17 protein-coding genes are annotated in these 23,389 nt (G+C 56.0%); 6 read left to right on the top strand and 11 right to left on the bottom strand.

Annotation, left to right across the window (positions count from 1 at the left end; translation table 11 throughout):
• Positions 1-6: 6 nt before the first annotated feature.
• A complete protein-coding gene (locus J3U88_RS18355; RefSeq protein WP_207860395.1) occupies positions 7-147 on the bottom strand; it encodes a hypothetical protein in 141 nt (46 codons plus the stop codon).
• A 569-nt stretch (positions 148-716) separates the two neighbouring features.
• Here J3U88_RS18355 and J3U88_RS18350 point away from each other — a divergent pair.
• The 3 genes from J3U88_RS18350 to J3U88_RS18340 all read left to right on the top strand — a co-directional run bounded on the left by J3U88_RS18350 (position 717) and on the right by J3U88_RS18340 (position 3,945).
• Positions 717-2,009, top strand: a complete 1,293-nt coding sequence (locus J3U88_RS18350) for a dicarboxylate/amino acid:cation symporter (protein WP_207860394.1) — start codon at positions 717-719, stop codon at positions 2,007-2,009.
• 43 nt (positions 2,010-2,052) lie between these two features.
• Positions 2,053-2,592, top strand: a complete 540-nt coding sequence (gene rfbC, locus J3U88_RS18345; protein WP_207860393.1) for a dTDP-4-dehydrorhamnose 3,5-epimerase — start codon at positions 2,053-2,055, stop codon at positions 2,590-2,592.
• A 63-nt stretch (positions 2,593-2,655) separates the two neighbouring features.
• On the top strand, positions 2,656-3,945 hold the full coding sequence (locus J3U88_RS18340; RefSeq protein WP_279382568.1) for a CinA family nicotinamide mononucleotide deamidase-related protein: 1,290 nt from the start codon (positions 2,656-2,658) through the stop codon (positions 3,943-3,945).
• Between the two features lie 71 nt (positions 3,946-4,016).
• Here J3U88_RS18340 and J3U88_RS18335 read toward each other — a convergent pair whose 3' ends face one another.
• Positions 4,017-4,205: a hypothetical protein gene (locus J3U88_RS18335; protein WP_207860391.1), complete on the bottom strand. Its 189-nt coding sequence runs from the start codon at positions 4,203-4,205 to the stop codon at positions 4,017-4,019.
• Between the two features lie 175 nt (positions 4,206-4,380).
• On the opposite strand from J3U88_RS18335, the gene J3U88_RS18330 reads away from it, so the two are divergent.
• On the top strand, positions 4,381-5,145 hold the full coding sequence (locus J3U88_RS18330) for a hypothetical protein (RefSeq protein ID WP_207860390.1): 765 nt from the start codon (positions 4,381-4,383) through the stop codon (positions 5,143-5,145).
• Between the two features lie 41 nt (positions 5,146-5,186).
• Here J3U88_RS18330 and J3U88_RS18325 read toward each other — a convergent pair whose 3' ends face one another.
• Together J3U88_RS18325 and J3U88_RS18320 are read right to left on the bottom strand one after the other, a co-directional pair.
• Positions 5,187-8,249 carry a serine/threonine-protein kinase gene (locus tag J3U88_RS18325; protein WP_207860389.1) on the bottom strand — a complete coding sequence of 1,021 codons (3,063 nt, stop codon included), beginning with the start codon at positions 8,247-8,249 and terminating at the stop codon, positions 5,187-5,189.
• 517 nt (positions 8,250-8,766) lie between these two features.
• Positions 8,767-11,253: a TonB-dependent receptor domain-containing protein gene (locus J3U88_RS18320; protein WP_207860388.1), complete on the bottom strand. Its 2,487-nt coding sequence runs from the start codon at positions 11,251-11,253 to the stop codon at positions 8,767-8,769.
• A gap of 667 nt (positions 11,254-11,920) precedes the next feature.
• Here J3U88_RS18320 and J3U88_RS18315 point away from each other — a divergent pair.
• Entirely contained in the window at positions 11,921-12,787 is an 867-nt protein-coding gene (locus tag J3U88_RS18315) for a DUF1684 domain-containing protein (protein ID WP_207860387.1), read from the top strand.
• 90 nt (positions 12,788-12,877) lie between these two features.
• Here the strand turns inward: J3U88_RS18315 and J3U88_RS18310 are convergent, their stop codons facing one another.
• The 7 genes from J3U88_RS18310 to J3U88_RS18280 form a co-directional block, all read right to left on the bottom strand.
• Positions 12,878-13,564 carry a nucleoside monophosphate kinase gene (locus J3U88_RS18310; protein ID WP_207860386.1) on the bottom strand — a complete coding sequence of 229 codons (687 nt, stop codon included), beginning with the start codon at positions 13,562-13,564 and terminating at the stop codon, positions 12,878-12,880.
• Between the two features lie 242 nt (positions 13,565-13,806).
• Positions 13,807-15,192 carry a sigma-54-dependent transcriptional regulator gene (locus J3U88_RS18305; RefSeq protein ID WP_207860385.1) on the bottom strand — a complete coding sequence of 462 codons (1,386 nt, stop codon included), beginning with the start codon at positions 15,190-15,192 and terminating at the stop codon, positions 13,807-13,809.
• An 83-nt stretch (positions 15,193-15,275) separates the two neighbouring features.
• Entirely contained in the window at positions 15,276-16,496 is a 1,221-nt protein-coding gene (locus J3U88_RS18300) for a sensor histidine kinase (RefSeq protein WP_207860384.1), read from the bottom strand.
• Positions 16,493-17,155, bottom strand: coding sequence for a hypothetical protein (locus J3U88_RS18295; protein ID WP_207860383.1), 663 nt, complete (start codon positions 17,153-17,155; stop codon positions 16,493-16,495). The genes J3U88_RS18300 and J3U88_RS18295 overlap by 4 nt, the downstream gene beginning before the upstream one ends.
• A 140-nt stretch (positions 17,156-17,295) precedes the next feature.
• Entirely contained in the window at positions 17,296-18,786 is a 1,491-nt protein-coding gene (locus J3U88_RS18290) for a BamA/TamA family outer membrane protein (protein ID WP_207860382.1), read from the bottom strand.
• Positions 18,787-19,079: 293 nt separating this feature from the next.
• A complete protein-coding gene (locus J3U88_RS18285) occupies positions 19,080-20,141 on the bottom strand; it encodes a hypothetical protein (protein WP_207860381.1) in 1,062 nt (353 codons plus the stop codon).
• A 9-nt stretch (positions 20,142-20,150) separates the two neighbouring features.
• On the bottom strand, positions 20,151-22,385 hold the full coding sequence (locus tag J3U88_RS18280; protein ID WP_207860380.1) for a thiamine pyrophosphate-dependent enzyme: 2,235 nt from the start codon (positions 22,383-22,385) through the stop codon (positions 20,151-20,153).
• Between the two features lie 582 nt (positions 22,386-22,967).
• Between J3U88_RS18280 and J3U88_RS18275 the strand changes: the two genes are divergently transcribed.
• Positions 22,968-23,381: a hypothetical protein gene (locus tag J3U88_RS18275; protein ID WP_207860379.1), complete on the top strand. Its 414-nt coding sequence runs from the start codon at positions 22,968-22,970 to the stop codon at positions 23,379-23,381.
• Positions 23,382-23,389: the final 8 nt, after the last annotated feature.

The raw sequence follows: 23,389 nt of genomic DNA, 5'->3' as shown, positions 1-23,389 counted from the left end.
AAATCCTCACTTTCGCGACGCATCCAGACGCATTACGCCCAATGTTTTTTCGTCACGTTTCACGCCGAGGTGTGTTCCTAAGAAGCCGACAAACAAACGATCTTTCACAAGCAATCCAAAAAGAAAAAAACTTAATGGTGCGGCCATCCACAACCTCAATTTTCACCCGATCATAGGAGAAACTCGGCGCGTTTCAAAGAAAATTTCGCGTAACAGCGACGCGACGGCACGAAGTAGATGCAAACGAGATGCCGGCTTTCAATAACCATAGGCGCCAATAACCTGAATAAGGCCAATACGTCAGGCTTCCAGGCGCACTGTCTCTAAGCGCGGATACAGCCGCATCGAGTGACCTTCAATGTCTTGCGCCACATCACCAAGCTGTCACCCGTCGCGGCAAATCGGCCGCGTTGCGGCGTAAGCACAGAGACGCGTTTCCCCCCAAAATTCCCAAAAATCGCCCACGCGCCCGTTGCAAAAACACCACGGCCCTCCCACCCGTTGGTGTTTTACCGCCACTTTCCCGCGCGGCCCGTGGAAAAGTTTGTGCCCGCGCCCTGTCGCTCGGGTAGAATGGGGCCAGACCTTTCCGCCGGCGCTTTTCCAACGTTGCACTTTTCCGCAACACCCGTTTATTTGCCCCACCGCGAACCGCATCTATGTCGGCTCGCCCGTCGCCCAAGGTCCTATTTTTTTTAGCTCCCGGAGTATGATGTATGAGCGCTCCCTCGATCGGCAAAATGCCACTTCACACGCAAATTTTTATCGCCATGCTGGTTGGCGCCTTGTTGGGTTGCCTCATGCGCTTCGGCATCCCCGAGCCATTGCGCTACACAACCGGCTCCGCCTGGGTTGCCGCGCCGCTGATCGGCCTCGGCAAGCTGTTTATCAGCCTGCTCAAGATGGTGATTGTACCGCTGGTCGGCTCCTCGATTGTGGTGGGGATAGCAAGCATCGGTGACAGCAAAAACCTGGGCCGGCTCGGCATCAAAACGCTGCTTTTCTACACCATGACCAGCTTGTTCGCGATCACCATCGGCCTGGTTGCCAGTAATGTCATGGCGCCCGGCCGCGGGGTTGAACTTCCGGAAACCGGCACCAAGGCCATTGACCCCAGCACCTTAAATACACCAGGCTCGCCCTTTGAGATCATCTTCCGCATGATCCCCACCAACCCCGTTCAAGCGCTGGCCGAAATGGACATGCTCGGCATTATCTTTTTCAGCCTCATTTTCGGCATAACCCTAACCACCATGCCGTCTGAACACCGCGACCGTATTCTCAACTTCATCAACTCTTTGTTTGAGACCATGATGAAAATGACCGGCGCCATCATCGCCCTGGCCCCGTTCGGCGTGGTCGGCTTGGTCTTCACCGCCATCTACGAAATAGGAGACCTCAAATTCTTCAAAGCACTGGGCGCCTATTTCCTCACCATTCTGTTTGGGGTTTTGAGCCATCTTTTTATCGCTTTGCCGTTGCTCCTTTTCGTATTCACACGAAAAAGCCCCATCAAACACTTTGCCCACATGCGTAACGCACTGCTCACCGCCTTCTCGACCAGTTCCAGCTCGGCGACCCTACCCGTCACCATGGAATGCGTTGAAGAAGAAGCCGGCGTCAGCAACAAAATCAGCAGTTTTGTGCTGCCGCTCGGCGCCACCGTCAACATGGACGGGACCGCCTTGTACGAATGCGCCGGCGTGCTGTTCATCGCCCAAGTCATGGGCGTCGACCTAAGCTTTTTCCAGCAAATGACCGTCGTCATCACCGCCCTGTTGGCTTCCATCGGCGCGGCGGGCATTCCTTCCGCCGGCCTCGTCATGATTTTTATCGTACTGGACGCCGTGGGTTTGAAAGGCGATCAAGTCGGCGTCATCGTCGGCACCATGCTCGCCATCGACCGCCCCCTCGACATGCTGCGCACCGCCACCAACGTCTTCAGTGACTCGGTCGGCGCGGTCATCATCGCGCATTCCGAGGGCGAAATCGAAACCAAACCCTCCTAAAAGATTCACCCAACGCCTAGTTACACTTCAGCGAGGTATCGTCATGGAAGTCACAAAGTTCGATGTTGAAGGTCCCCTGCTCCTCACCCCGCGCGTTTTTGCGGATCACCGCGGTTTCTTTATGGAGGCCTACAACCGACGCGTCTTTATAGAGCTCGGTATTAAGGACGAATTCGTCCAAGATAACCACTCCAAATCGGTGAAAGGCACCCTGCGCGGCCTGCATTACCAGGTCAACCGCTGGCAAGGAAAACTGGTGCGCTGCATCGCCGGCGAAATTTGGGATGTCGCCGTCGATATCCGCCCCAACTCACCGACCTTCGGACAAAGCGTTTCCGCCACGCTTTCCGGCGAAAACAAACAAATGCTTTGGGTTCCCGTTGGTTTCGCCCACGGCTTTCAGGTAACCAGCGACACCGCCGAGGTCATCTACAAATGCACCGATTACTGGTCACCCCAAGACGAGCGTGGCGTTATTTGGTCCGACCCCCAGCTCGGTTTAAACTGGCCCGACACCGAAAACGCCGTGCTGAGCGACAAAGATTTGGTGCATCCGCTGTTCAAGGACCTCCAACTGGACTAACGGCGACAGGGCCGTGAAACGGGCAATCCGTAACCGCCCAAGCCCATCAGCAGGATCGAATTAATGAAGGTAGAAATCATGACAACCGGGGAGGAGGTCCTCTCCGGTCAAATTGCCGACGGCAATGCCACCTGGCTGAGCCGTTTCCTCACCGACCAAGGCCTCGAGGTTTCCCGCCGCTACACCATCGGAGATCGCTTACCCGAGTTGGTCGAGCAATTGTGTACCCGTGCACGCAGCGCGGACGTCATCATCGTTAACGGCGGCCTCGGGCCGACCGACGACGATTTCTCAGCGCAAGCCGCGGCCCACGCCCTCAACGAGGACCTGGTGCTTTTTCCCGAATGGGTGCAACAACTCAACAGCAAATTCGCCCAACAGGGGCGCACGGTCAGCGAACGCCAACTCAAGCAAGCGCGCCTGCCAAAATCGGCCCAAATCCTCGATAACCCGCGCGGGACCGCCTGTGGTTTTGTGGTTCAAATTCACCGCGCCTGGGTGTACTTCACGCCCGGCCCCCCTTTTGAACTCCACAAGATGATGCGCGAACAGATCATGCCGCACCTCGCGGAGCATCTGGGCGGGCCACGCGCGGCATTTGTCAAAAAGATCACCACCTTCGGTATTGGCGAAGCGCGCATCAACGACCTGACCGCCGCCCTAAGGGTTCCCACGGGCGTGCGCGTCGGCTACCGCGCCACCTTTCCCTACACCGAGGTCAAATTGATGGGCGCCGGCGAGGAAGCGGAACAACAGGCCGAGGCCTTCCTGCCCGAGCTACGCGCGGCCTTTGGCGACAATGTGGTTTTTGAAGGCAACGCAAGCTTGGAACTGCGACTTCAAGACGAAATGATCAAACACGGCTTCACCCTGGCCACGGCCGAAAGCTGCACCGGCGGCATGATCGCCTCGCGTATTGTCGACAACTCAGGCAGTTCCGCATGGTTCCACCGGGGTTACGTCACCTACACCAACGCCGCCAAACACGACATGCTCGGTGTCCCCAACGCCTTATTCGATTCGGTCGGCGCCGTATCCACCGAGGTTGCGGCCGCCATGGCCGCGGGCGCGGTGAAACACGGCAAGGTCAGTCACGCCCTCGCCGTCTCCGGCATCGCCGGACCCGGCGGCGGCACTGAAACCAAACCCGTCGGCACCGTCGCCTTCGGGCTTGCCTCACCGGAACAGTTGGTCAGCATGCTGCTCCAACTTCCCAACTGGGGTCGCGAGAAAATCCGCATCCTCTCAGCCACGATTGCACTCGACATGCTGCGCCGAAGCTTGGAAGGCGTCTCGCTCGAACCGACCTCGAAGTTCCTAAAAGTCGTCTCCTTCCAAACCGATAAGCTGTGATGAATGAAGCAGCGTTTGTGTTCTTGTAAATGCGGGTCTCGTCCCGCGCTTGCAACAAAACAAATGCAATGTCAGGCGGCCAAATAAGGGTCGAACCCTCGACCCTTGTGTTTGGCCTTGCGCGCGCGTTGGTCTTTTTTCTTGTTGGGCATCACCCGCGTTACCGGATTGATTCCGCCCCAATCACGGCGTCCCATGAGCTTGCGCAATTCCTTGGCCTGCTCACTCGCGGCCTTTTGCCGCTTCTTGTTCTTGGCCATTTCGGCCCTCCTTCATTTCATACCGACGCGGTTAGCGACCGCGTCCCTATGCCGGCCCACCGAGTTTCGATCAGTCGGCCAACCCTGTTAATATAGTTCTTTTGCTTTTCTTGTCCACTATTTGCCCCTATTTTTGCAAAAAGCCGCCAAGTTCTTATCAGACAGCAGGATATTTATGGAAAAAGAACCCCGACCCCTAAAAGATCCCTATATTGAAAACGGCTATCTGTTCCAACAGCGAAAAGGCCGAAAACGAAAACTCATCGCGCTTTTCTTGTGCTGCCTGATTCCTGTTTGCTACTTCGTCGGGCCACCGGATTCCGGTCCCAATCGACGTAGCGGCAAATACTACGCAAGCGACGCGCAACAAAAACCAAGCGCGCTACCCAACCCGATTCAGGGCGAAAACCAAACCGAAGGTCATACCTGCGGCCTTCATTCATTATCGGCCATTTACAAGAGCTACAGCCTCGACCCCGCCGCCGCCGACCTGCGTTTTCGACTCGGCGTCGACCGGCGCGCCAACCCTTTCGACGCAACCACGCTCGGCACGGTTCAGCCCGACATTTTGCGGGTTGTGCATCAAGACGGGTTCGCCACCGCCGTCCTCGACCTACAAGATCCTGTACCGGCACGCCGGCACCTACAAAATCACTTGGAAAGCGGCCATTACGCCCTTACCCTCATCCGCCGACGCCAAAGCGGTAACCTCCATTGGGTGGTCATCAGCGCTTGGCTTGATAACGAACTGACCGTTGTTGACTCCCTAACCCCCCAGCCCTATACCGAACCGGTCGACGATTTCATGACCAACCACGTCCTTAGCGTCATGCTGCTGCAACCTGCCGTGGAAGACGCCTCCCGTTCCATTTTCGGCAACAATATGCGCGGGATCCAAGAGATGAAGGACACCTACCAACGCATGGGCCAAACCAACTAAATGCCAAAAAGTAGCGACGAATTCTGGTGAGAATGGCAGGACTAGGGGGAAAGCAGTTCCTTGGCCCGCTCATAATCGCCGCGAAAAAGTTCGTTTTCGGGATTGAGCCGCGCAAAACACGCCTCGAAGTGGTCGACGGCACGTTTTAGCCGCACTTGTTTTTCGGCCTCGGTGGCGGCCTGCCGCGCGGCCAGTAACCAAATTTGGCCCATCAATCCTTTGCCCCGATTGGTCAATGGATTGATGGCCACGGCCTTTTCCACGTAATCCAAAGCCTTCCGCCACATTTCTTCCGAGGCGGACTGGTCTTCGCGGCCGTGCGCCCAGCAAGCCTGAATCAGGTAGTATTCTCCCATTTCCAAATGGCTACCATACCAATCACCGCTAATCGTCAGCACCTTCTCCAAAGCTTCCTTGGCCGCGGCAAAGGCTTCCAACGGTGATTCGCCTCGGTCCATCACATGTTGTGCCGTGATCAGCCAGGACCGCCCCCGCTCATAATGTAAATCGGGATCGTCCGTGTTAATCGTCAGACCGGCTTCGACCGTATTGCGCGTCACCGCCAAGGCATCCGTGGGATCTTTGCCCGCGCGTCGCAAATAATCGGCTTTGGTATTGGCAACCGCCGCCAAGTTCGAATAAGCGAACTCCATTTGATTGCGTTGAATCGCTTGCTCGAACGAACCAATCGCCTTGTCGTAATAAGGTAACGGGTCTTGATGATTGAAACGCAGGTATTCAGCCTGGGTCCAATTCACCAACCCCAGGCTGTTGTAGGTCACCGCCAAGTCCTCGCGTTCATTTTTCAGTTGATGAAAGTGAAACCTCGCCTCGGAAAGGTCGTTGGAGGGATCCTTGCCGGTTTGATACAGGTAGTCGGCGCGATTCCAGTACACAAGACCGAGCGTATTGTAGGACAGCATGTCACTCGGATTGAGTTCCAGAAGCCGTTGCAAGGAAGCGATCGCTTTATCGAAAGAAACAGAAGGATTGATCCCACGTTCCACCTCAAAACCGGCCTGGAGCATGTACACATGACTTCGCGCCTTGTGGAAGGGCGCAAAATCGCCGTGTTTCTCCATCACGGGTTCAAGCAGTTCCCGAGCGGTATCAATTTCTTTCTGTGGATTGCCGCCTTGGTAAAACCAGACGTATTCACCCCAATGGAAAAGCATTTGCGCCTTTTTGGCAATCACGTGGAGGTCGGCGGGATCGATCTCCAAGGCCTGCTCGCTGACCACCTTAAAGCGATCATGGGCGGTATCCGCTTCGCGACCCGTGCGTGTATCTTGAAAAAAAAGAACGCGCAAGCGATCCATTTCCAACAAGTAAGCGCTAATGTCACTGGGTGCGATGCGCTGAACTTCCCCAATGGCATGCGAAGCTTCCTTGAGGGTATCCTCCGCATGGTGGTAATTGCCGTCATCGCGTGCCTTCTCGGCCAGAGCCATAAAAATTTTGGCCTCGAGCAACCGCGCCTCATAAAACCAGGGGTCGTCCCGAAAGGCGGCGCGCGCCTTGCCACGCGCGAGATCGAAATCTTCCTCGTAATAAGCCAGGGTCGCTTCTAGGTAATTCGCCCCGTCCAACCAGCCCTCGGACGAACGTTTAAAGGCTTCGACCGCGGGGTCGCGAAACTCGCGCTGAATGCGTTCTTCCTCGGCCTTCTTTAACTGACGGTCGGAGGTATGTTGAATGTCGCGGAGTGCGCGATCATAGAGTGCGCCCAGCGTTTCAGCCAAAGCCCGATAAACCTCCGGCGAACCAAAATCGTGATCAACCGCCCGTTCCAGATTCGTGCGCGCTTTCTCGTATTCCTCCAGCAACAGGTAACCGCGACCAATGGCGTAATAACCTGGACCGGCCCCTAGCCGGCCGATCTCGGACATGTCCCCTTCGATCTTGGCGATTTGCTCACGAACACGGTGTTTTTGCGGCCGTATATCTTGTCGCGGCATCATTTTGGCCACGCGCAAGAACCACTCCATGCTTTCCACCTGCGCCACAAACCGTTGCAACAGGCGCGCGCGTTCGCGGTTTTTGTACTGCACATGCATGCTGAGCCCACCAATGAACAACAGCATCGTCATGGCAACCACTGTTACCGAAAACAAGGCACGGTGCTTGGCGATCATTTTTTTGAGGTAATAAGAAAACGAGGGCGACAAAGCCATGATCGGGTCGCGGTTGAGGTAGCGCTGGAGGTCGTTGGCAAGGGAAAGCGCCGAGTCATAGCGTCGGTCGGGATCCTTCTCCAGACATTTCATCACAATCACATTGAGGTCCATCGGAATATCGGGGTTGCGTTTACGGGGTGCGACCGGAACCTCAACCTGGGCCCGCTGGATAATTTCGTTGCGGGATTCGCCTTTTATCGGCGGCTCGCCACACAACACGTGGTACAGGGTGGCGCCCAAACTGTACACATCGCTTTGACGGCTAAACTGGCTGCCTGCGCCGCTCGCTTGCTCCGGCGACATGTAGTGGGGCGAACCGTTGATCGAACCCGGCGTATTGGCGCGGTAGGGATTAAGGTCACGGGCCAGGCCGAAATCCAAAACATACGGCTTGTGTTCACCTTGGGCGTCAATCTCCACCATAATGTTGCTCGGTTTCAAATCACGGTGGACCATCCCCAGACGGTGGGCGGTGTGTACCGCTTCCGACACCTGCTGCAGCACCTTCACCTTCTCATCCATCTTCATAAAATGAGCGGCGTCGATCAGGGTTCGCCCTTTGATGAATTGCATGGCGATGCAGGTACGTTCATCCAATTGGCTTACATCAAACACCTTGCATATATGCTGGTGCTCAACCCTGGCCTGGGCCTGGGCTTCCTCCAGGACCCGTGCATGCCAATCATCGCCTTCGATTTTATCCAGTACTTTCAGTGCAACATGACGGCGAAGCTTTTCATCATAGGCTTTGTAAACCGATCCCAAACCACCGCGCCCCACCAACTCGTGGATGCGGTAACGGCCCAAGCGACGCCCAATCAGCCCGTCGTCCGCGCTCCGGCGCTGGGACGTACGTCTGGGAAAAAGGGCGTCCTCCGACGTGGACGATGTTTCCGATGTCGACCGCATGGGTAAACTGTCGGTCATTGGGACCTCTGGACGAAAAAAGCTGAGTACAGCGTATTGTACCGTGGAACCGAGGTTTCGCGATCCACCTCGCGGATCTCTTACCGGAAAGTGACACAATGGCAACGGCCGATTCAGCAGGAATCATCAAGCGTAGAATGGGGTTCAAGGTGGACCAGGCGGTGCAACGTGGATGAAAACACGCGCGAGGGAACCGCTAGGAATGAATACGAAAAGGTTGCTCGCGTTACCCGGATTTTTTTGTTAATTCACAGGGCACTCGCTGTAATTTATCAAATAAGTTAATTGGCATTAAAGGATTTACCCAGTGAATGCGAGATTATTTTAGCGACATATTACAAAACGACGTCAAAAGATTAAGTTACACAAGTCACAAAGTCGTCAACCAGCCAAATCTACATCAAGTGTATCGGATCATTGCGGCTCACACCGGAACCCGTCTAATCCCATAAAAAACAAAGGCCCCTCTTGCGAGGAGCCTTTTTGATGACCAACCGCCGTGCGGCGACGCGGTCGATTAGAAGCGGTAGTTTGCGGTGAAGTGAATACGACGACCAATCAAGGAACCACCGAAGATTTCGAAGTGCTCTTCGTCGGTTACGTTGGAAGCGTTCAGTTCGAAGCGCAGGGATTCCAACACGTTGTACGACAAGATCAAGTCGATGATGTCGTAGCTGGGAACTTCACCCTCGAATACACCGGCCGACCAGAAAAAGTCGTCAACCCAACGGTAGTTGAGGCTGCCGTTCCAACGAGCGTCCTTGTAGCTAACACCCAGGTTGTACTTGGTTTCAGGGGCATTGGGTACCAGAGTAGCCGCGTTACCCGAAACAACGTCGAAGTCAAACCAGCTCACGTTACCGAGAAAACTCCAGTTGTCGTCGAAGAAGTACTGAACACCGATGTCGAAACCTTCCGTGTCAACCTCACCCGCGTTTTGGTAGGTGAAGGTGGCAAACGGCTGGCCTTCGGCCAGGTTGTTCTCACCGATCCCGCCGAAAGCGGCGGAGCTGTAGTTGGTGAAACCGGTACCAACCGCGCCCAAACCTTGAACCAGACCACCGATTACCAGTGGTGCCAATTGAGGACCGAAGGCGGCGGTGATGCGCTGCTGATCGGCCTGGGTCATTTGGTAACCAGGGACACCGGGAACCGGCAGGGAGCTCAAGTCGGAAACGAAGTTTTTGAGGTTGGAGCTAAACAGATCCACCGTCAAGAACAGTTTCTCGTTGATCACACCTTTGTAACCAAGTTCAAATGAGGTGACTTCTTCCGGCTCAAGGTCGGTGTTACCGAAACCGAGACCGGGACCGTTTTGCCAACCCACGAGTTGGATCAACTGCTCGGGCGTAACCGGTACACCGGCGGCGGCCAAGTTCTGGGCAACACCGGCGACAACGGCCTGATAAGGAACCGTGGTGGTCGGTGCGCGCAGGAAGAATTCGGAGTAGGTGGGCGCCTGGAACGCCTCGTTGTAGGTAAAACGAACGGTGTTGTTGGTGTTGAGTTTCCATACCAGACCACCCTTGGGCGAGAACTGGCTGTCAATCAAACTTGATTCGTCGTAACGACCGGCGAGGATGAAGTCAAACTGATCGGTCAGCTTGATCGTCGCCTGGGCGTAAACGGCTTGCTGGTCACCGTCTTGAACACTGCTGATCAAGGACTGGTTACCCGCGGGCGTGGCCGTATCAACCTCTTGCTCGCTGTAAGAACCACCAAAAGTGACTAACAAACGTTCGTCAAAGAAGTCGTAGTTGGCTTGAATTTCCAATTGTTGGTTGTAGGAATCCTCGTAGAAAACCGCGCCGTTGGCCAGGGCGGTCTGACCTTCGGGCGTATCGCGCTCGTAACGCCAGAAACTAAATTCCCAGTTGTTGGTGCTAAAGCTGCTGCGGAAATAGGGACGCTCAACCTCGTTGATCTGAACGCGGCCGATACCGGTTACAGCAGTGGGGTTCTCAACAGTGGTGGTACCGACTTCTACGGAGAAGACCCAACCTTGCAAGAATTCTTTGTCGAAGCGCGCGGAGAGAATCGTACTCTCGAAACCTTCTTCAACGGAAAAGGCTTCAAGGTCACCGGCGTCGAGACCGGCGTATTCCAAACTGTCCAGCGAGTTACGCGATTGGGTCCAAGTGTCGGACTCGGTCCAGCTACCGGTGACGCGGTAGGACCAACCGAAACCGAACTCACCGGCATAACGCAGCTCGGCACGTTTGGTGTCCAGCTCGCCGCCGGTCAGTGAGAACCAGCCACCCAAGGAGTCAACGGGGCGTTTGGTGGTGATGTTCAAAACACCGTTAAACGCGTTGGCACCGTAAAGTGCGGAACCGGGACCACGTACCAATTCGATGTTTTCAACCTCGTCGAGGTTGGTCGCCATCGCCGACCATTCGGGGTTACCGAGCAGGGTGGTCGATACGTCGCGGCCGTCGACCAGGGTCAAAATGCGGCGGTTGAGGGAGGAGTTAAAACCACGCGTGTTCAGGTTGAAATCGTAAATACCGGACTGGGCGATTTCAACACCCGGCTTGTTTTGCAGAATGCGCGGGAACTGGTTGTGACCGCTTTGGGCTGAAATGTCCTGCGCGGAAACGAACGATACGGCGGCAGGCGCTTCAACGATACGTTCCGCACGTCTCGATGCCGAGGCAACGCGCAGAACGTTTACCAAACTGCTGGTGGGTTCCATGGTCACTTCGATGACCACGATTTGGCCGTCGGGCACGACGACATTGTCTCGAACGTAGGTCTCCAGGCCATCGCCGGAGAAGTTTAGGATATAGGTGTCGGCGTCCAAGTCGCGAAAGCGAAAGGAGCCGCGTTGGTCAGAAACCGTGGACTTTTGTACAGCCCCGGAAGCATTTCGAAGGGTAATCTGTACGTCCGGTTGACGACCAGCAGCGGTGAGAACCTTACCAATCACCTGCCCCTGGGCCAACAGGGGCAGACCTGAAAGGAAGAGGGCGCCTAGCACCCCAATTTTTGACCATCTGAGCACGGGGAAGCCTCCCGTTATAAAAATTTGTAACTTCGTGAATCCTAGTCGGGGTGTCAACCCAACGGTGTTGCCTTTCGCGAGGACCAAAGTCAGACCGTTCACGTGAATCGCACATGCGAGGAAATCCCGCACAGGTGCTTAAAACAGCCAAACCTCACGAAAAAACACAGTAATGCGCACTACAGTCTACGTAAAACTGAGCCATAGCTCAACCTGAATTCAAGAAAAATAGGGATTCACGCCGTCTTTTGTTTCGCCCCCCCTTAACACAGCCATAAGTCAACAGAAGCTAAGTGGTTGTCTCGGGTCCTGGTTTTTCTGATTTACGTTATCCTTGAAACCTGCCGCCACTACCACATTTACCCAAAGGCCCCCAATAGACCACAAGATATAGAGGTCGCTTTTTTCCAGCAACCGCCCCGCCGCCAAGGTTTTCGAACCGCTCCCCACCCCGTACACAAGGTGCGGTTTTGCCCATCTCGCACATCATCTTTTCAATCGCCTCGGTTTTTAATGCATCTTTTTCTTTGGCTCTTTTGACAACGGTCTCCGCACGGACAGGAATTCAACTGCCGTGTTATCATATTTCCAACCCGTAACACCCATCGACCTTTGGGTTGCTCACTCAGCCCACCCCGGAATAACCATTCAATTGCGAGGTATTGTTTTGATTTTGGTTACCATGCTTCTTTTTCTGGCAACACCCGACACGGCGTCTTCGTTCGAGCAGGCGGAACTCACTTGGCGCGCGGATCACGAACAAGAGATGAAATCCGATAACAGTTGGCTTAACCTTGTTGGTCTGTTCTGGTTACAGGAAGGCGCCAACACCTTCGGCACCGCCACAGACGCCGATTTTGTGCTGCCCCGCCACGCGACCGTCCTCAAAGCGGGCACTTTTTTTCTCGAAAACGGCAAGGTCCGTTACGAAATGGCACGCGGCCAACGGGCCGTCGTCGACGGCAAAGCCGCGCTCAGCGGCCCCCTCGCCATGGACAACGTGCTACACCACAACCACATGCGTTTTTTCCTGATCAAGCGCGGCGACCGTTTGGCCGTGCGCATCCGCGATTTGCGCGCCGGTGAGTTTGTCAATTTCCAGTCGCTCAGTTACTACTCACCCAAAGCCAAATTCGTTATCAAAGCCGATTACGAGGCTTACGAGAGCCCGCAAATCCTGCGCATCGGCACGGTCATCGGTACCGAAATTGAGCTGATTGTACCCGGGGTGATTCGCTTTGCCCTGGACGGCGTGGAACACGAACTCTTGCCGACCCTTGAAAGTGAAGAGGACGACAAGTTCTTCCTCATGTTCAAGGACCAGACCTCCGGGTCAACCACCTACAGCGGGGGTCGCTACCTCTACGCCGATTTACCGGTCGACGGCAAAGTCACCTTGAACTTTAACCGCGCAACCAACCCGCCCTGCGCCTACACCCCTTACGCCACCTGCCCCTTACCGCCGGCCGAAAACTGGATGAACCTGGCCATCGAAGCGGGCGAGCGCACCTACAAGGCACCGGAGAAACGCTAGCACCCACGAGGTTCGGTACATTAATTAAATGCAAGTAAAAAACCCCGCCGATCCGGCGGGGTTTTTTTATGTTTTAGCTATCGCGATGGGTTAGGCGTCAAACCCGGCGAACATGTTCTCGCGCACTTCGTCAATGGTCCCTTCACCATTCACGCGCACCAACTGGGCGCCCTCGCGTTGTTCAACCCAGCGTTCCATCACCGCCACCGAACCCAGGGTACCGGCCTCGGCATCGAAGTAGATGTCGTGGCGTTTGTCGATAGCACCCTCGTCAACATCGTCCTTGCGCACGGTCAACACCGCGCCGCATTTCCAACAGGTCAGTTGATCCCCTTGGCCCTCGGGTTTAATCGCTTCGATGGCCAAGTTGTTGGGGTGTCCGTTGGGACAGGTACGCCGCCCCATCAAACGCTGCTTGCAAATCTCGCGGTCCAACCGGATGACAATCACCACATCGAGCGGCATGTTCTTGGCCTCGAGGCTTTCAATCAAAGCCTCGGCCTGGGCGGGATTTCGTGGGAACCCATCGAGAATCCAACCTTCTTGGCAATCGGAACGGCTGAGTCGATCCAAAATCATCGGGATCGTGATCGAGTCGGGAACCAATTCCCCGCGATCAATATACGCCTTGGCTTCTTTGCCAAGCGCCGTACCACCGCCAATGTTCTCGCGAAAAATACCGCCCGACTCAACGTGGGCTAGGTTGTATTTCTTAACCAAATTCGCGGATTGCGTCCCTTTGCCACTGCCGTTGGGACCAAAGATCAAGATTCTCATCATTCCTCCATGGCCGTCCGAATAACCTCGTGCGCCGATTAGGCCAAGCAGAACCGCACGAGACAGACGCACCGAATGCTTGCTGTACAAGACCTATCAATGATTTGTCACTTGGCGTGCCTCATTGTATCAGGTCTGATTCGCGGATCAATTCAAATCGGAAAAGCAGCGGTAGGCATCACCCAGCCACCCGCCGCAAGCCACAGGACAACCGCCTGGCTAACAACAACTTGAACCCAACCTTATGACTCGGTTGCCTTTAATCCCTTCTTTCGTTGAATCCCCAAACCGGTAATCTTCTGATGCAGGTAACTGCGGTTGATCTCCAATGCCTTGGCCACCTCCACGTAGTTCCAATTGGTTCGGATCAACATGGTTTCCAAAAACTCTTTCTCGCAGCGGTTCTTAAACGCCTTCAAGGACATCGCCTTTAATTCGGAAATCCGCAAAAGCCCCGAGGACTCCTCGGCCACCTCGGAAAAAATCGGGGAAGGCAAGTCGTCGGGTGCAATGGGATCCCCCCCAAAAATGCTCAGCCTTTCACACAAGTTCTTTAATTCCCGTATGTTACCTGGCCAATGATAGTTAACGAGGGCGTTGAGGGTTTCCGGTGCAAGGCTTTTAGCGCGCAACTGGTGCTCCCGACAAAAGTTTTCAATGTAGTAGGTGACCAGCAACGGAATATCCTCGCGGCGCTCGCGCAACGGCGGCACTTCAATGGGAATACTCGCCAATCGGTAGTACAAATCCTCACGGAACTTCTGTTCCGCGATCATGCCTTGTAAATCACAGTTCGTCGCCGCTACCACGCGCACATCCACCTCGCGCTCCTGGGTATCGCCGATCCGGCGCACTTTCCCATCTTCCAACACCCGCAACAACCGCGCCTGTAACGCGTAATCCATGTCACCAATCTCATCCAAGAACAAGGTGCCGCCGTGTGCTTCCTCAAACAAACCCCGTTTCGGCTGACGGGCGTCGGTAAACGCGCCGCGCACGTGCCCAAACAATTCATCTTCAATAAGGTGCACCGGAAAGGCCGCGCAGTTGATCTTCACAAAAGGTTTGCCGCGACGCTTACTCAAATGGTGAATCGTCGAAGCCACCAGCTCTTTGCCCGTGCCGCTTTCACCCGTAATCAAAACACGGCCCTTGGTCGGCGCCACCTTGGTGATTTGCGTGAGCACCCGCCGCATCGCCGCGGATTCGCCCAGCAAAGATTGACCACGCTCGCGACGCGCCTCCAGCTCGCGCACCTTCTCCTGCAAAGCAATCTTCTCCAGACAATTGCGCACCGAGCACAAAAACCGCTCGTCCGAAAAAGGTTTCTCGACAAAGTCGTGAATCCCCATCCGCAAGGCCGCCAAGGCCTCGCTAATCGTCGCCTCACCACTGATCACAATCGTGGGCGGCATGTCTTTGCCCATCGCACGAATCAGGTCGATCCCACTTTGTTTCTCCAGGCGAATGTCCAACAACACCAAGTGTGGCAGCGGACCCGCGCGCAGCACCATCTGCGCCGCCTCGGCACTGTGCACGCCGTCCACCTCGTGCCCCTCGTCCCGCAACAAGGCCACCATGTGCGCGAAGATCTTTTTATTGTCCTCAACAACCAAAACACGACTCATGGGGACCACTCCTTATTCTTGTCTACAGGTGAGCCGGGCGAGGGCCGCGCACCGGCGAATGCCTTGTTTAAGCAAAAATCGCATCACTTTTCCGAGGGTTCCGCCCCTTCGGGTTCCAAGGGCAAAAACACATGAAAAAAGGTGCCGCCCTCGTGGCTGGCAATGAGGGTGATGTCGCCGTCGTGGTCCAGCATGATTTTGCGTGAAATCGCCAAACCCAAACCCATGCCTTCACCCACCGGGTTTCCGGTCACATAGGGTTCAAACACAATCTCGCGCATCTCCTCCGGCATGCCGGGTCCGTCGTCGGCCACCTCAATGAAGGCACACCCGCCTCGGGTTTCCAGGTTGATGTCGAGACTTCCCGTGCGTTCTCCCAAAGCCTTCGCGCTGTTGTTAGCAAGGTTGACAATCACCTGACGCACCATGCGGCGATCCATCGAAACCCTGACCGGATCCGGCGGAACCGAAACCGTCACCGTCATGTTGGTCCAGGCATGTTCGTAAATCTGAGCAAACTCATCGAGGAACCGCCCCAGATCTTCGCTTTTGCGTTGTGGGGCGGGCAACTTGGCAAAAGAGGAAAAGGCGTCGGTGAATTCGCTGAGGCGCGCCAATTCTTCCAAAATACTCTGCTGCTTTTCTTCCAACACCTGGTCGCGATCCCCACCACCCCGTACCACGCCCCGCACCAACTGCCTTAATTCCAGACGAATCGCCGTAAGCGGCGTGCGAATCTCATGGGCGATACGCCGTGCTGAATCGCGCCAAATCTCGAGATTTTCCAAATAACGCAAGCGCTTGCGATTGGCCTGCATCACCTCGGCCGCCTCCGCGATCATCGTGGCGATACGGCCGACCAGGTCTTTGCTTCCCGCAACCGATTCCAGGGCGAAATCGTTCGCCGCCAACTTTTCGAGGTTGCGTTGCAGGATTTGCAAGCGCAGGTTACGCCGGCGCAAGTACCAAAACTGGAAACCGGCGATGAGCAGCAGTGACAACGCGAAGGTCGAAGAGAGAATCCAGTAATAACGGCGTCGGATCGTGTCGCGGGTTGTGAGCAACACCTCGCGGTGCTGGAGCTTTTCGCGGGTTCGCTGGTACAAGGCGCGGTATTCCGCCTCGTTTTCCGGTTCGTGGGTGCTGAGCTTGCGCTGCAACACCATGGATTCCGCCAACAAGGCATTGACCTCGCGATCCAATGCCAACTCAATCCAAGGATCGGACAGGCTTTTCTGGGCAAGGATGAACAGAAACAAACACACCAAAATCATCAGGCTGGAAACCAAAAGCTGGGCCCTCATTGCCGCACATCCGCAAAAGACGCCCCCAGGGTTAAGGCGTAACGCCACCGGAAGCTGACCACGCTGCGGCGCTCAATCGAGGTAGTCATCAGCACCCGGAAAAAATCATTGCCGCCGCGGTCGGTTTCAGGGCCCTGCCCCAACCGACCCCGCGAGGCCGCGACCTGCTCACCATTCGCCTGGGCTTCGCCCAGATTGGCAAACCAGGCCATCGTCTGCTCTTGCTCCAGCTTGGAAAACGGAATAATACGACAGCGGACCTTGGCCGTTAGCGCCCGGTTGAGGTGCTGGTCGTCGAGCAGGTACAGAGCCAGGGGATTCTTTTTCAGCCACAGGCGCAGGGCGTCAACATCTTTGAGGGTCGCCTGTGACATGCTTCCACCGGGTTCAAAGGTTCGGACCAAAAGTTGTTCCTCCCAGACATCGTAGCGAATCTCCATAAGGGCAAACGCCGTGCGCGCCTCGGGATCGCGATGGGGCAACTCGGTTTCCAGCTCGATGGTCGTGGTCAAGCCGGAAAACAAACGACGGCGCAGATCTTCGTCTTCCCAAACGGCGTCGGGCAATACCATTTTCAACACACCCGGGGCGGCCACCTGCAACGGCGGCTTGGCAATAGGGCGCCAAAGGGTACACCAAAACAACAGCGGTAACAGCATAAGGAGACGATTCCGGCGAGTGAGTGTGGGTCCTCAGAACAGGGGGGCTACAATAAGAGGAAGCAACCACAACGTTAGCAGGAATTAACCCACCGTGCGCGAGAAATCACGGCTGGAATGATCGGTGGAAGCAAAACGAATTAGGGCATTTGCGCCACAACGGGTAAGGCGTCGGATCGGTAAGCCGCACCCAGACGGATCAGGCCCCAGGCATTGCGAAACGCGAGCGAGGCTTGCAGGCGGTGGTAATGGTCTTCCAGGACCAAGAAGGTTTCGTCCTCGTCAAGGTCGGTGTGAACATAGGTCGCTTCGCCCTCAAGGCGCAGGTCACCGAATCGGCGCGCTTTGCCACGACCCCACAAGTCATAACTCAGCCCCAGGGTCGCGGCGCCGCCAAAATTGAGCGGCACCTCAAATTGGGAGCCCTGCCGATCAAGTTGGGCCAAGAGCGAGACGCGCTGATAGGCGGTAAACCCTTGACGGGAGAGGGGTTGGTAATTGTCCCAAGCGCCCCGCAAAAACAGACCGCTCACCGAATTTAGCCCGCTTGGACCGAAAGCCGTGTCAAAAAAAGAATCCTCTGTAAAATCGTCGGATTCACCTTCGCGTGTGTCTTCGCTTGTCGCCACAAAATCGAAATCGCGATCCTCGTCAATGTAGGAAAGGTTCACAAGGAAACGGCGGCCGCGCGAGGGGAAAACCGCATCGTTCACGGCCTCGCTTAACCAGCCCGCCTCCAGCACCAAACGCTGCAGATCGATACGGTCGACAAAGAGGTTTTCACCCAAATGGACTTGCTGTTCATCCAGGTAGTTACCGCTAAAGGTGAGGAAATGCCGACCCCCCAGGGGCAACGCCGCGTTAACACTCACGGTGGGATCGCGATCCAGGCGAACCTGAACCTGACCGCGCGTCCAGGGGTCAAAATTCTCGAAGTCGGCGGTTTGGCTGAACTGCACATTGAGGTTCAAAAAGAGGCCGCTGCCGAACAGGTTGTAATGGCTGAAGCCCACGTCCACCGGTTTGCCGCGCGCCAAATCGAAGCTTCCCTCCTCGGAGGAAAGCGCCGTTGAACCATAAACGAATGCAAAACGGCCGATGAACCAACGGGCACCGAGGTTGAGGCGATTGAGGTCGTCTTCTTCGACCACCGCCGTGGCCAAGTCACCCTCGGCCAGCGTGGATGAAGCGAGATCTTCAGGAGAAACCAAAGGCGGCGGATCGGGTCGTGAAATCTCGAGGCGGTCATAATGGAAAAACAAGGCTTTGTTTTCCTCGACGGCAAAACGAACCGCGAAGGTGCCATAGCTGTCGCCCCGTTCCAGCGATATTTCGGCGGAAAGCACAAAAGGCAGACGTTGCACGCGGCGTAGGGCAAGCTGGAGTTGCTTTTCGCTGTAGGCGCGGCTGGTTTTTAAACCGCTCTCTTTAATAATGAGCTGGTCACCTGCCAAACGATTGCCGCTAACCCGAATGGCGACAATGGGAAAGGAGATTTCTTGAACCTCACGCTGCACGGCCGGGGCGGAGGTGGTGCGACCTTCGTCGCCCACATCAGCAAACACCAAGGCACCAAGCAGACTTAGCAAAAGCAGCAGGACCCTGTTTTTTCGATGCGACCGTGGCTTCATGAGCGGTTTCCCTTGTGAAATCAGCCGGAGACGTGCCCCTCGTTTTACCACACTTTGGTGCGGCAACCCAGCAAGACCGGCAGGGACAAGGTAGCAAAGACGAGGCCAAGAAATACGACCGATTTTCCACATCCACGATGTCATTTCCACAATGCCGCATCGTATTTACCAACGCATTAACCAGCCGCGTTAGAAAAACCTAACTTCAGTCCAACCACGCATAAAGAAACGGAAGTAACCAGAAGCGTGGTGAAACGCCCATCAGCCGGTTTGGGTGATGGGCGTTTGCTTGGTTAGATCACCAGGCGGGCTTGGTCCGGTCGGTTCATGGCGACCAGCAAGGGTTGTTCGCTTTTTTGGCGGGTGGTGAAGTCGGTGCGCGCGTGGATGCCGCGCCAACCCTCGGCAATCATGGTGTGCGCCATCGAACCGCCGAGCGTTTCGCCGGGACCCAGCAACACCAGGTAGTCCGGGTTGTATTCGCGCAGGGCGACGCGCACCGCGGCGGTGAAGTCAAACGGCGCCACCACTTGGTGGCCGAAGGTGTAGCGATGGATGTCGCCCGCATCGCAAATCCCCGGCAACCATTGGTGGCCGCGGCCGTCGATCAGCGGAACCTTCGGCTGCCGCCACTTAATGCCCGCGTTGTCCTCCATCCCGCGCGCCGAGGCCTCGTCCATCAGCGGCGTGTGGAACGCGCTGTGACGGGCCAGGGCAAAGGGATAATCGTTGCTGCCCAGCTTGACCGCCGGCAGTTTGGCCGTCAGTTTTTTCAGGCCGAGGTCGGTACCGGCCAAAACCAGGAAACCGCCCAAACGAATCGAAAGGCCGACCCAATAGTCCTCGCCCTCGGCGTTCACCGCGGCCAAGGCCGCTGCGACTTCTTGCTCGCGTTCGGGCTGGATCCGCCAGGCATCGTCGACCAGCGGGTAAATGATCTGCCCACCGCGGATGTTGCCTTTTTGGTAACTGGCCATGGTGTCGACCACGCGGAAGGCGTCCCCGAAGGACAGCGCGCCGGCGAGGTACAGCGCCGTGTACCAACCCATGGAGTTGCCGAGTACCGCACAAATTTGGTGCTCGTCGGTATTCAACAAGGCGTGGTCGGCGGCGCTTGCCGTGAAGATTAAACCGGAGGCGTTTTCGCCTGGCAGGTGACGGGCGGAAGAGAAGTTCGCCGCGGTGTCGAGTTCGGCCAGGGATGGGCGTCCCGCCGCCGCGCGCAAGGCGTCGGCCTCCGCCAAGAGTTCACCGCGACGGGCGAACGCCGCGTGATCACGAAACCGTTTGAAGTAACCTAATTCCGTACGGTTGTACGAGCCGCGCCCAGGCGCGACCAAAACCAATCTAGCCATGGTCTCCCCCTATTTATCGGCGCGTTCTTTGATAGCGCGGTAGATGGTTTCACGCGACGGCAGGCAGTGCTCCCACGCCGTTCCCAATGGAATGAAGGTGTCCTCACCCACCACACGCGAAATATGCGGCGCGTTGTGCTGGTAGGCCTCCACCAAAATGGCGGTGATCTCCTCGGAAATCGAGGCGGTTGCGCGACACTCATCGACAATCACCACGGAACGCTTGCCACGCGCGGCTTCGACAATCGCATCGCGGTTCAGCGGTAACAGGAAGCGCAAATCAAGCAGGCGGGTTTTGACGCCTTCACCGGCCAAATCGTGCATCGCCTGCCGCGACAGGTAGGTTCCATTGGCGTAACTGATCACCAAAATCTCGGCATCCTCGTCACCCTGCAGGCCCACCTCACCAAAAGGCATCGTTTGGCCAGGCTCGGGATAGGTACAATTCCAGTCGCCTTTTTCCACCAAATCCTTGGTCATGTAGAGGGCGATGGGTTCGATAAACACCATCACCGAACCCTGCTCCTTGGCCCAGTGCACGCAGGAGCGCATCAGGGTAACGGCGTCGGCGCCGTTGCTCGCGGTGACCATGGTGATTCCGGGGATATCGCGGAGCGCGGCGAACGAATTGTCGTTGTGGAAGTGACCGCCAAAACCTCGCTGGTACGCAAAACCGGCGATGCGCACGACCATCGGGTTCTGAAACTGCCCGTTGCTAAAGAATTGCAACGAGGAGGCTTCCCCGCGAATTTGGTCAATGGCGTTGTGAAGGTAGGCCAAATACTGAATTTCGGGGATGGGCAGGAAACCGGCTTGGCCGGCACCAATCGCCAGCCCGAGAATGGTGGTTTCATCCAACAAGGTGTTGAACACGCGGCCGACCCCGAAACGGTCGTAGAGGTCTTTGGTGACGGTGTACACGCCGCCTTTTTTGGCCACGTCTTCACCAAACACCAACGCGTTTTCTTCCTTAAAGCAAATGTCCTGCAAACCCCAGTTAATCAACTGCGCCATGTGGCGCGGTTTCTGTTCTTCCGGCGGTTTGCCTTTCCAAAATTCGCGGCGCTTGGCCGCAAATTCGGCGTCGACCTCGGCGGAAATCGTCTCAAAACGCCGTTGCAGCGGCGCCATCACGGTTTTGGCCGATTCATGGCGCGGTCTTTTACCGGCCTCGCGACCGGCGGCACGGACCTGCTCACCCATTTCATCGTAAAGGTCGAGCACGGCTTGCGGCGACATTACCCCGGCTTCAATGAGGTGCAACGCGGTACGAAGGACGGGATCCTGCGCCTCGACCGCTTCAATTTGTTCTCGCGAGCGGTAATTACTCTCTACATCGGAACCGGCATGACCCAGCAAGCGCACGGTTTTCAGGTGCAGAAAGGTCGGCCGACGCCGGTCGCGGCAGTGTTGGACAGCCTGCTGGACAACTTCGTAACCTCGTTTGAAATCCAAACCGTCGGCTTGGAAATAGGTCAGGCCGGCGCGGTTGCGGTAGTTGCTTGTCACCCAATTCTCGGGCGTGCGCACGGAAATCCCCAACCCGTTGTCCTCGCACACAAACAGAATCGGCACCGGCAAGTGCTGAAACGAGGCCCAACAGGCGGCATTAATCGCACCCACCGCGGTCGAATGGTTAACCGATGCATCGCCAAAAGAACAAACGACCAAACTGTCCTCGGGAAAGGTTTCGGCAATGTTGCTCAGTCGCGTCACCATGTCACGGCGTTCTAGGAAAAACGCGGTACCAATCGCCTTGGGCAAATGAGACGCAATGGTGCTGGTTTGCGGCGGAATGCACAGCGGCACACTGCCCCATACCTTGTGGCGCCCACCGGAAATAGGATCCTGCGACGACGCGGTCAAGGAAAGACAGGTGTCGAACACCGGCGTCTGACCGGGTACCTGGGCGGCGCGCGCAAAGAAAAAACCACCGCTTCGGTAGTGCAAAAAAGCGGGGTCGGTATGACGCGTGTGCATCCCGACCATGGCGTTGCCCTCGTGGCCGGATGAACCGATGGTGTAGAAACTCAGCCCTTCGTTTTTTAATTCACGCGCCACAAAATCAATCCAGCGACTGGTGAGTTGGTGGCGAAACAGCGACAACGCCTCGGCGACGGTGATCGCTTTGCCGGCGAAAAGGGTGTCGCCGGCCTCTTTGGAAACAGGTTGAAAGTGGTCCCGTTGGGCGCCAACGCTTTCACGAAAGCGAGCGTCCACGTGCTGGACCCGACTAACGGCCATAAATGGATACCTCCCGAAAAAATCCGCACCACCGCCCCACGCGGGCGGTTACCGGCACGAACAGGCTCCCCAAATCAGCAACCGTTCCATGCAAAAAACGGGTCTAGCAATGGTGAGACCCAAGGAATCGCGCAAGCCCCCGAGCTCGCGCTGAACGATGGAACGCGGTAAAGGCCGCTCAAAAGAACAGTCCTAAAACACGAGATGTGATTTGGGGAGGCAGCTCCCCCCTGGGAGAACAGACGGCGATTGTAGCACGAGGCGTCGGGGAAGTACCGCGCGGTTCAATGAATGGTGATGGATTGGCGGTCTGTCTTAAAGAACGGCGTCGCGGGGTCAAGGTACAGAGTCCCACTCAGCGGCAATCAAACCCAGGAACACTCAACACGTAAAAAAACAACTTAACGAATTCAGCTAATGCCACTGAAATTTTCAGGATCAATGACACAAAACAAATACCAATCTTGCTCAGGTATCCAGCGCACCTTGTCTTAGGTGTGGTTGCACTTTGTCCTTTAAAGTCGGTGAACCTCATTGTTCCCAACAGAATACACACTATTCCAGTAAATAAAGGATGTCTCCATGACAAAGAAATTGCTTTTAACAATCTTGTTAGTTGGAACCGGTGGACTTCTCGCATTCGCGGGCGAGGCGGTTAGCCAAGAAAACCAAGCTAAATCGAGCCACATTACCCAGGTTAAATCAACGCAGAGCACCTCAAAAGCACAGCCCTTAGCCGTTTCATTAAGAAAGGGCTACGACACTCCCGCCAATTTCCGCATTGCCTTCTACGCAACGATCACAGGCGGAAGCGGTGTATACGAAACCGAGTGGACTTACACAAACGGGTCAACTTTGTATGAAAACGACACCTACTTAAAGGTTTACTGTCGTCGTGACGGATTTGTGTACTACAAAGTACGTGACAAGATCACGGGAGAAACAGTTACCAAATCCCTCTACACCCTTTGCTACGGCCCTGCCAATCCACTCTAGAAAAGCTT

This window comes from Acanthopleuribacter pedis, assembly GCF_017377855.1.
GTDB classification, from domain to species: domain Bacteria; phylum Acidobacteriota; class Holophagae; order Acanthopleuribacterales; family Acanthopleuribacteraceae; genus Acanthopleuribacter; species Acanthopleuribacter pedis.
The sequence above is the reverse complement of the archived record's forward strand: the minus strand, read 5'-3'. Positions and strand labels throughout refer to the sequence as shown.